This is a genomic window from Nonlabens xiamenensis, from assembly GCF_003865345.1.
GTDB lineage: Bacteria > Bacteroidota > Bacteroidia > Flavobacteriales > Flavobacteriaceae > Nonlabens > Nonlabens xiamenensis.
This window is the reverse complement of sequence record NZ_RMVE01000006.1, coordinates 129,528-139,529: the sequence shown is the minus strand read 5'-3', so window position 1 is coordinate 139,529 and position 10,002 is coordinate 129,528. Positions and strand designations below refer to the sequence as shown.

Annotated in this window: 9 protein-coding genes and 1 pseudogene; 1 reads left to right on the top strand and 9 read right to left on the bottom strand. The window is 41.5% G+C overall.

The features are described 5' to 3' along the window. From EGM47_RS15330 to EGM47_RS16440, 4 genes and pseudogenes are all read right to left on the bottom strand, one after another. A complete protein-coding gene (locus tag EGM47_RS15330; RefSeq protein WP_206052207.1) occupies positions 1 to 1,533 on the bottom strand; it encodes a baseplate J/gp47 family protein in 1,533 nt (510 codons plus the stop codon). A 327-nt stretch (positions 1,534 to 1,860) separates the two neighbouring features. Beyond that, positions 1,861 to 2,103, bottom strand: a pseudogene (locus EGM47_RS16665) (hypothetical protein); the annotation flags it as partial. Next, positions 2,103 to 2,456 carry a GPW/gp25 family protein gene (locus tag EGM47_RS15325; RefSeq protein WP_124981705.1) on the bottom strand — a complete coding sequence of 118 codons (354 nt, stop codon included), beginning with the start codon at positions 2,454 to 2,456 and terminating at the stop codon, positions 2,103 to 2,105. The gene EGM47_RS15325 and the pseudogene EGM47_RS16665, both read right to left, overlap by 1 nt. 56 nt (positions 2,457 to 2,512) lie before the next feature. Beyond that, on the bottom strand, positions 2,513 to 2,650 hold the full coding sequence (locus EGM47_RS16440; RefSeq protein ID WP_164510907.1) for a hypothetical protein: 138 nt from the start codon (positions 2,648 to 2,650) through the stop codon (positions 2,513 to 2,515). Positions 2,651 to 3,123: 473 nt separating this feature from the next. Between EGM47_RS16440 and EGM47_RS16435 the strand changes: the two genes are divergently transcribed. Further along, entirely contained in the window at positions 3,124 to 3,372 is a 249-nt protein-coding gene (locus tag EGM47_RS16435; RefSeq protein WP_164510926.1) for a hypothetical protein, read from the top strand. On the opposite strand, the gene EGM47_RS15315 is transcribed toward EGM47_RS16435, so the two are convergent. The 5 genes from EGM47_RS15315 to EGM47_RS15285 form a co-directional block, all read right to left on the bottom strand. Next, positions 3,356 to 7,051, bottom strand: a complete 3,696-nt coding sequence (locus tag EGM47_RS15315; protein ID WP_124981704.1) for a hypothetical protein — start codon at positions 7,049 to 7,051, stop codon at positions 3,356 to 3,358. The genes EGM47_RS16435 and EGM47_RS15315 overlap by 17 nt on opposite strands. 1 nt (position 7,052) lies before the next feature. Continuing rightward, complete coding sequence (locus tag EGM47_RS15310) at positions 7,053 to 7,355, bottom strand: hypothetical protein (protein ID WP_124981703.1); 303 nt, start codon at positions 7,353 to 7,355, stop codon at positions 7,053 to 7,055. Between the two features lie 20 nt (positions 7,356 to 7,375). Beyond that, complete coding sequence (locus EGM47_RS15305) at positions 7,376 to 7,540, bottom strand: AbrB/MazE/SpoVT family DNA-binding domain-containing protein (RefSeq protein ID WP_124981702.1); 165 nt, start codon at positions 7,538 to 7,540, stop codon at positions 7,376 to 7,378. Between the two features lie 1,414 nt (positions 7,541 to 8,954). Then, positions 8,955 to 9,587, bottom strand: coding sequence for a putative 2OG-Fe(II) oxygenase (locus tag EGM47_RS15290; protein WP_124981699.1), 633 nt, complete (start codon positions 9,585 to 9,587; stop codon positions 8,955 to 8,957). 61 nt (positions 9,588 to 9,648) lie between these two features. Next, entirely contained in the window at positions 9,649 to 9,969 is a 321-nt protein-coding gene (locus EGM47_RS15285) for a hypothetical protein (RefSeq protein ID WP_124981698.1), read from the bottom strand. Positions 9,970 to 10,002 lie beyond the last annotated feature (33 nt).

Below are 10,002 nucleotides of genomic sequence, written 5' to 3'. Positions count from 1 at the left end.
TTAGAAGCACTCTTCTAATTCTGGATAAGTGAAACTATCCGTGGGGTAATCAAGTATATTTAGCTCGCCTCCACCGAAGTTAAATCCATTGAAATTATTAGGATCAAAGATAGGGACTGACAAGTCACTAATAGTGTAATCGATAGGATTGACTTCTGGATTGAAGATGATTGGGTCTGTGCCTGCAGGAGGCTCAAGTGATCCACCACTAGGATAAACCACCACTGGAATTCTGTTTGTATTGTCAGGTGTCAGTGCTACGTTGAGAGGTCCTATGCATACTTCACCAGTTGCATAGTTGACTGATCCGACATTGTTGTTAAGTACGACTTCTGCTTCGTCTCTAACTGTTACAAGCATCATATTACCTGCACCGTCATCCCTCAAATTCACAGGGACAAGAGTTTGTGCTTCGGTAGAAGATAATGTTGCTGTATCTACTTGGACAACACCACTAGTTAGGTTAGCATTGTTAAGAAGACTTTCTGTATAACCAGTAGCATAGAATGTGCCAGATTTAACAACAGAGAATGTTGGTTTACATGTATCACCCATTCCACCACCATCACCCATACCATTAGAGTCCTCAGGGGTGCCTGCAAAGTCACCAGGACGGAATAGAGGGTTGTTGAAGTCAAGACACTGGTTAAAGACTTGACCAAACTGGAATGTATCCAGATTCTGACCTAATGTAAGTTGAGTTGTGCTACCAGAGATAGCAGGGTCTGCATTATCAACTACACCTGCATACTTAGATCCTTCAAAACGATTGTTGAATCTATTTGCAGCATTGTTTGAGTTGTAGTCGTCTACATTCTTTAATACTTTAGTCCTTAGGTCATTAGAACTAAGATTAGTGTCATTACCGTTATAGTAAACGTAAGACTTAGGAATAACATAGAGAGTTCTAGGATCAATGATGATTGGATCGATAGCACCAATCGAATAGTCTTTTAATTCATTCTTAATTCGTGTCTTAGTAGTCTCATTTAGTTTAGATCCTGTTTTTGGTCTTACTGCAACGTAAACCTTACCATAAACAGGTGGACTTAGTTTCTCACCACCATATGCAACCACACTTCTTGACTGTGGATAGATTTGACGGACTAGATTCTCAAAATCCCTTTCTGTAACTGCTCTGTTTTGTGTTGTGTATAATCTAGGAGCATTATATTTGATTGATACGGGTGTTTCTCTATCTTCCCCGTCTGCTGCTTGGTTTTCAGTGACAACAGTGATATTATTGTTACCAATGATGCGTCCTTCACTATCTACAGCAGTCCCGATGAAGGTAAAGTCCCTAGCACCGTTTGCTTCCTTACCAATAGTCCTTACATAGTCAATTTTTACAAATTCACCGTCAACTAGTTGTCTACCTAGGACACCATCTCCAAAAATGACCTTGTAACGTAAATCATCAACTTCTTCAAGGAAGTAAATACGAGAATTTGAGTCTAGGTTAACTGAAGATGTCGCTCTGTTGTAAATATCGATTTCTGACGACTGCACAGAAGGAGAAACGTAGACAATCATTCTTTCAGTGTCTACATCTTCACTAGGAATGATGTATTCTTGCTTTTTCGTGTTATTAACAATAAACGAGTAAGTAAGAAGGTTACCTTGATACGCTGCAAGGCATTTGAAGGTCGCAATACCTGTAGATTGGTCAACAGGTGCTTGGACTTGGTTTAAGATTGTAAAAATATAGTCATCAAAGTTATTTTCAGCACTAAATGAGTCACCCTTGTTAATTGTAACCTGCTCAGGGTAAGTTAAACCATTTGCACCGACTAAAGTCTGTATCGATACTGTTACAAATGCTTTTGGAGACTTAATACTACGAGGAGTGTAGTTAAGTTGCTTAGCAACCTTAACAATATTGTCTCTAACAGTAGATGTTTCTAGAAATGCCTCATTAAGAGACATGTTTGCATTGAATGCAGTATAATATGTGTTGTATGCGAGAATATCAAGAAGATAAGACGCAGCAGATCCCTCAAAATCATAATCCGTAAACTCAGTCCGAGTCCTAAGGTATGATCTTATGGATTCCTTGATTTCAAAGAAATCTAAGGAGGTTAATTCTGATGGTACTGCAGGCATTACGTCCTCTCTAGTATGAAATCGATTACTTTAACGACCCTCTCACCTACGATTGTGTATTCAACGTTAACTTCTATTGAGTTAGTATCAAAACCGTCTCGTATGCTGACGGAGGTGACTCTGATGCGTGTTTCGTATCGAGCAAGGGTGCTTTGAATCTCGTCTTTGATTGCTTCGCCTGTAAAAACGTCGTAAGGCTCAAATAAGAGACCTGTTACTCTAGATCCAACTTCATATTGAAAGGGTTTCTCACCTGGTTGGGTCATGACCAGATTTAGCACTGCCTGCTTAATTGCATTTTCATTTTTGACAGCACCAAAGTCGCGATTATTAGGATTCGCTTTGAAAGACATTGCGAAATCCTTATAACCACGACTTATGTTTTTATCTGATCGAATTCTGTATGACACTATACATTAGCGTAAGATTTGCCATTACGAATTTTTTCCTTCTGATCTCTTAGTCTCAGAATCTCTTCAATTCCATAGTCGGTGATGAGCACCTTACCACTTCTAATGAATTCTTCTGATCGATCTACTCTAACCATGGGAAAACAAGCTAGTTAATTATATTTAGCCTTGTCCACGATACTTTTTGCGGGCACTATTTGAGGAGGTTGCAGAATACTTTGTATTCTTGCCTCTTCCTTGTCTAGTTTTCTTTGGAGTCTGCTTTTGGTACTGTGTGTTGTTATAAAGAGCCATTAATAATTTAGCAAAAGGTCAACCTGCCCAGACATTCATAGAGCCATAGGCAACTACAGATGAGCAGGGGTATGAGAAGCCAGGAAATCCAACTCCTAGCGGGTCTAACTGTCTAGCAACCAATCTCTTGAGTGCAAATACAGTTAGGGTTGTCGGGTAGACAGTCCTGTCATGTCCAACACCCTTATCCTCTGTCGTTAATATCGAGCAGGGGTATGGTGTGGGTTTAGGACATAGAGACTTTCCACACGGACACATATGGATAACTATGTTTGTGCATGTAGATGGGTGAGGGATAAATTTGTCACCCGCTAACATGATTGGGAATCCATTGACTAACACTGTAGCACGATTAGGTCCTAGTGGAGTCAAAGGTGTTAATGTTAGTGGTGGCCACCAACATGAATATTCTTTGATACGGATAGTCCTTGGTCTAGGAGGAGCACCGCATGCTTCTGTGCTATGCACAACAGGAGGTAGGCATAGACCATGCCCTGAGCATGGTAGTCCGTTGATAGCAGCAACTGGTTTAAGAAATCCAAATGCCATTATCCCTCACCTCTGAGCTGCCTTCCGTCCAGATATGGGTATTTATCTTGGCACTCATCAAAGAATGGGTTACCTAAATTCTTGATACTCCTTGCCAGTGCATTCGTGCCACCAGTAAGATAGTTAAGGATCTCCATGGTGCCACTGTAATCCCCCATCTTGATCCTCCAACGCGATGTTTCCATACGTTTGGGGTCAATGGATATAGAGCAGTCTGCGACGTGCTCTAGAGCGTTACAGGAGTGGCACAGACCACTACCACTACCAGGCCATGATGGACTTAGACCACCTCCATTCGCTCCTGTATTTGTTGCTGAAGGAGGAGTGATCTCATAGTAGGTTTGTCCTGCGAGTGGGTTACCCGAGTCGTCCCATCCGCAGTATACATCCAAGACGCCATTTGTGTTATTACCTTTTCTAACGTAACGATCCCAACAGTCATGAGGAATATTGGTAGGATCAGTTGCACAATTCCCGCCGTTGACTGTAAAAGCAACATAGCTCTGTGATCCTGGTATTGATGTTTGTGTGGCATTGCCTTCTTCGTCTACACCGTTAACAATCGTATTCCAAGTCGCAACTGTGTCTACTGGGTTTGCGTCTAGGTTATTTCCTAACCATAATCTAAACTGCTCTGCTCTAGAATAGTTACTACGGTTATAATCATATGTATTTTCCTCTAATCCGATTGGGACGTATTCTATACTATTGTTACTACCACGGTAACACCTACCAGGCACGTTACCTCTAGTGCATTTCCACGTTTTATACCCGCCTGATACATTTCTCTTCGGTGTAAGTTTAGGTTTAGGCAAAGAATTCAACCATTCCATGAATGCTTGCCCTTGAGGTCCTGTAGTTTTACCGTCAAAGGACAGTGATACGGTGAATTCTGCTCTTTCATCCGTTGGTGCACAGTATTTCCACGGCAAATATCCAAATGCCTTCCTAGATGCGGTCAATTTGTCCTGCACTTCGCCGTAAAAGTTTTCTCTAGGGTTATCTTCCGCTTCCATATACGCACATGGCATCTGAAACCACTTTTTGATGTTGTGAATTATTGGTTGATCCACAATTATACACCTACTACCGTCAAATGATCCGTACAGTCCGTTAAATGCTTCGCTATCTGCCTCAGTTTGCTGTAGATCTGACAAAATTTGTGAATATGCTCCGCTTGCAAAGTTTGCACCTGCAGGTTGTGACCTCTCACCCTCCGCTTTTAGGAATCTAGGGTCTTCTTGAGCGTTAAGATTCTCAAAAAAGTCTACAGGAGGCAACGCTTTGACCAAAGGTAGACCCATATTGATCTCAATACAGTCCGCAGGGAGGTTTTGACACAAAACTGTCTTACCTTCTGGGTCAACTTCTGCGTATTCCATGTATGTGATGGGCACATTAGTCGTATAACCTGCATTTATGGTAGACATTGACTCTGTAATCTTACTAGAAGCGTTAGGATTACCCTCTGCCTCAAAATCAAGCATGTCCGCAAGGTCATTTTGAGCATCATCTAGTGATTGCTCACTAAATTTAGTGTCTACATTGATTGAAATACCCTTTTCTGCGATGTAAACCATCGGTGGGTTTTGCGGATCGTAACCAGACCCACCCTCAACTACGTCAATCCGCTTAATAATGCCTGATTTAGTGATCCTACCGACCCTAACCTCTGCATTACGGAATTGTTGCACCGTATCAAACTCTCTTTCCTTCCTATTCTTGAGCACTTGTAGTTGTCTACGCTCAAATTTGTCCAAAGATATCTTCTGCTCACCAATTTCACCGCTCTGATTGTAGTCTGGAAACTTCTTTACAGGTTTATCGTAGTCTCTGAGGAAGGCACCACGCATCTGACGTGCTGTATCTGTGCTACTAAACTCCTCTAACTGACCTGGCTCACTAATAGTCACGATAGGATTCTTATATCCTACACCACCATTGATAATATCGATAGCAATGATCTTACCTTCTGTGTCTACAACCGCTTCTGCCTCTGCTAAATCCAGTGTGCGGGTCGGAATGAGTGCTTTTGGATCTACCTTTACCTTATAATACGCAATATTCTTCTCAAATTCATACACTCCGAAGAATGCTGCCTTGTCTTCAATGCCATATCCCGCTAAAACTTGGATAGTTGCCTGTGGTATAGGGGGATCTCCCTCGTCTGAAGGGTATGGATGACTCACAAACTGCTGTAAGTATGTAAATTTCTCTCCTTTGTTGCGTCCATCCTTGGTTAATTCCATATAACCCGCATTCATTTTCCCACCAAAGTAGAAAACACCCGCAATATTCCATCCGTTTATCTGCTCACCCTTGCGGAATGTGCCTGTAGTGGTCAAATACTTGAAAAAGATCCTGTGTGTATCTGTATCTGCAGTCCTAAATGACTCTTCTACACCAGATCCTGCAGGTCCTGTGACCTCTATTCGCGTTTTTGTCGTCTTCCATGAGTCTTCACGGATCTGATAGAAGTGAGAATACCACTCTTTACTCAAAATACACCCATCAACGTCGTCATCGTCTAGATGATTGGGGCAACATGTCGCATCAGAGAGCTCATATTGTATTCCGAAGACAGGTCCATTCCACGGATAGGACGTATCATACAGATAATACATGTATTGTGAGTCATATGCAGTCTGAAATCCAAGAAATCTTGGCACAGATCCTTTCACCGCACCGTTTAGACCATACAACCACTCAAAATTAGCGTCTCCATCTGCTTGCACACCGCCTACAATGCCTGCTGTGCCACTTTCACCGAATCCACTGACGCCAGGTGTGCCTATTGGTTGACCAAATGCATTAGTCCCGAAGGAATTCTTCCTATAATCACGATAACTAAACCCTGATCCTTCATTTCCCCATGTATACCAACCACTTTTATCAACACACTGACCAGTAGGACCTATTTTACCGACGTCCTTATACTCACTTTCGGGTGCATCTGGGTTATCACCTGTAAAAACATACCCAAAGATACCCTGATAGACGTATCTTTCGTCTCTGGGGTCTGCAGGAGGGATAGGACCGCCTTTCAGATTGACTTCATTAGCAGGATCAATGGTATAGAAGTCATCTTCTGGGTCATAGAAGTAGTGATATAGAGGCACAGGGGTCTCTCCTGTCCCCGCTTCTGCCTGTGCATCACTCAAACTAGTAAAAATGTATCCTAAAGTGCCAACAAGGTAGTAAGGTTTACCATTATTACTACTTGGTTGACTATTAGATGTAGTTAATTTTGTATTATCGTCTCTTTCTCCTCTATACCAGACGTATACAGGCACAGAATTTCCTACCTGTGTGCTCATTAAGTAGAAAACAGGGATCTGTCCCTGTCTAGGCTCTGGGTTATACCCTCTTAATACTTTTTGCCACGACTCATCGTCCCCAACAGCGTGCTCTTTTGTCAACTCTGGGGTCTTACTATACTTGTGATCGTCTTTACTACCTCTATAGAAGCGATAGATCGGGTTTCTGCCACCTGTGCAGTTACCGACACATAGTTTCTGCTCCTCTCCAATGTAATGCACTATATCTTTGCCTAGTGGCATAGTGCCAGGACCTTCGTCTACATACTCAATCGTATAGTTTTCGTCGTTGTCCTCATCATAAAAAGGTTTAATGTAGTCCTCACCCTCTATAGGGTTTGGAAACGATCGTTTAGTCGATAGGATATAACAAGCCAAATCAGCCTAGACGGTCTTCCAATTTATTTAGTCGGTCATACAGATCGTCTAGGATCTCTTTGATATTCAAATGCTTTTCATAACCTGGTGGTTTATACTGAATCATATCAGCACCAGGTGGAGGTAACTTAGCGATTGCCCCCTCTGTAATGGATACACGCTTCGCAAGATTCTCTAAACCTTGACCCACCTTTTCTAGGCAGAAAGCGATTTTTTCCATATCGTCCATACCCTGAGTAGGTAGCGATGGGTTGGGATTTGCGACATCCCCATAACTAATAGGACTAGTTGATTTAACTGGCATGTTTCACGCTCGCGATTTTTTTACTCTTCGATGGCTTTCAATATGATAGAGCCATCAGTTTCTTCGGTATACTCTAACTTAGTGCCTGCTCGCCATCCCATCTCCTCCATTAACTCAGTAGGAATAGTGATAAACAGATCACCATAGTCATCGTCTTCTACATCTAGGATGTATCGTTTGCTCATTAGTAGTTATCGTGGATACATTTTATGTAGACTTTCCCCGAATTGCACCAACACATGTTTCCATATAGAAACTATTGCCAGGTGCTCTTAGGTCTGTGATCTGACTCTGCCCCCTGTAAGGATGATGCAACATAAAACCATCACCAAGGTATATACCTCCATGGTTAGGTGCTTGCCCATGTCTTTTAGAATAACCCCCTTCCAGAGGCGTATACCACAGTCTGAAGAGGATTATGTCATCCTTCTGCAGATTGTCTAGAGATGCTTTCTCCCACATCTCAGACTTCATGACATACTCTCCCTGCTCTGTCTCTATCGCTCCGTCCGTGAATGCATATATCTGATCTAACTTCGTGAAATCTCTGAGGTCTCTATTACAGTAGAGTGCATAATATTTCCTCACACAGTGGTAGCACGACCAACTATGAATACTCTTCCACTCCTCTCCGAGTAAGTGTGAGTATTCCCTCTCTATCTCTTTTTGTTTCGTGCGTCTACCCATGCGACCTCTGTGGGGGGATTTTATATTGGAAAAATTTTTTATATTGCTTAGAATAAAACTCTCGCTTTGGGATACTTTTGTAGGTTAGGGAAGTAAGAGTTTTTATATATCAACATCCTAAGCATCAAGAATTATCACAAATTAACTGCGATTTGTAACAATAACTGTGACGCTCTCTAAGTGTTACATAGTGTCCCCAACTGCAACATCGTAACAGATACCCTCCAGGATGCAATACTCGCATAACTGTGTATACTGTGTGAGTGTCTCATTGAGACCCAAATCTATTAGAAACTGACACATGTCCCCGATTTCATCAGGTGGTAAGTTTCCCTCGTCATAGAGATCTAATAGTGATTCAAGTTTGGTGGGGATGCTCATACGCTCCTACTGTGTTTGTTTGCATCATCGAGTGCTAGGGATTGACTCCTAAATGGTCCATTCTTAGGGCACTCGGGATAATCATATTGCCAGAAGTATTTGCGTGACTTCTCCCATATTTTGATATTAACAGGTGGATGGGTAGGTAACTGAAAAACCTTACTCATTAGTCATGCCCTCCTCATGTGGTGCGGATAGATGCGGATCATCCTGGTAAATTGGTTTGTGTGTGGTTTGCTTATGCCATTGTCTTTTCTCTCTGATTGATTTAGGTTTGCGTGAATTGTGTGGGTCATTACGTTTGTATGTCCGTCCCATTCATTAATTCATTCAGTCATCCTAATTTGATTTACTTAATCATAATAAGCGATTTCGAGGAATAAGTCAACCCCTCTGTGCAGGTTGTCATAGTGGTCTGGCAATACTTGACAAAAAAATCTTCGTGTGTTACGCTCTTAGACTGCTAAAGATAAAGCACTTAACTATGTTTTTTAATACATTTTTAAAACTGGCATAAGTGGGCAAAAAGTGCTATTTATTAGGGATAAAATTGACTGTAAGGGTTACTCTATCGTCATAGGGGTTGCCCTCGTATCCGTGTGTCATACTTGATGGATAGATGATAAGATCTCCTTCATTCATAGGCACGGTTGCTTCAGTCATATTAAATGCTGTGTAATCCTTATTAGGGAATTGCATAACAGGGTAATAACTACCGTTTACTGCACGTCTAAACTTTAGGGGTGAATGTCCATCGATGTAGTTAATTAATAGGGTTGCCGAGTAGATACAATTAGAATGCTCATGTGGTGCATATAGTGCTCCCTTAGTTGCTAATTCTAGATAACAGTCAGATATCGCAAAATCTAGATCATAGTTATATGATTCAGTATTGTATTCTCTACACTTGTCTAGCAAAAAATCGGCGAGTGTCGCATTGTCTTCTAGTATGGTGTTACGTTTACCTATCTGTGAAACATTATGAGTAATTGCTAATCGCTCATGCTCTGGTCTTATATCCTGTGTTTCTATCCACTTAAATATCTGTTTTTTATGTGTGGGAAAATCTGGCATACTATACCGACCAACTGGTAAAGCAAAAAGTGCGTAAACCTCATTAACTGGTTGAGATGGTAAATTATCGCTTAGTGGTGATTGAGTCATAATTAACGATGAAAAGGGGCGATATGCCCCTGTAGTGGATTATTTAGTTGTTTGGGGTGGATTAGTCTATTGCTAACTCCATACCGCTTACAAAGTCCTCTGTGACATTCTTATAACCAACAAACCACTCAAATTGCTTTTGAAAAACTCTAGTGCCATAAGAGAATTCATCAAGTAATGCATTTAAACGTGACTTAGTGGTGTTTGACTGCCAACCGCCATCTTTGATGATGATTGAGTTAGATTTGACTGTAGCGATGTGATTGCCATGTAGATAAACATCACTTTCGCCTTCCCATCCCTGTCTAACCATTGTATTAGAAGAAGAGAAGTTAACTCCGTTTCTGATCGCTTGATTCATTTGTCTTTCGATCTTACGCATGTGGTGCTCCGTGTTTGTTTATACTATTATTAT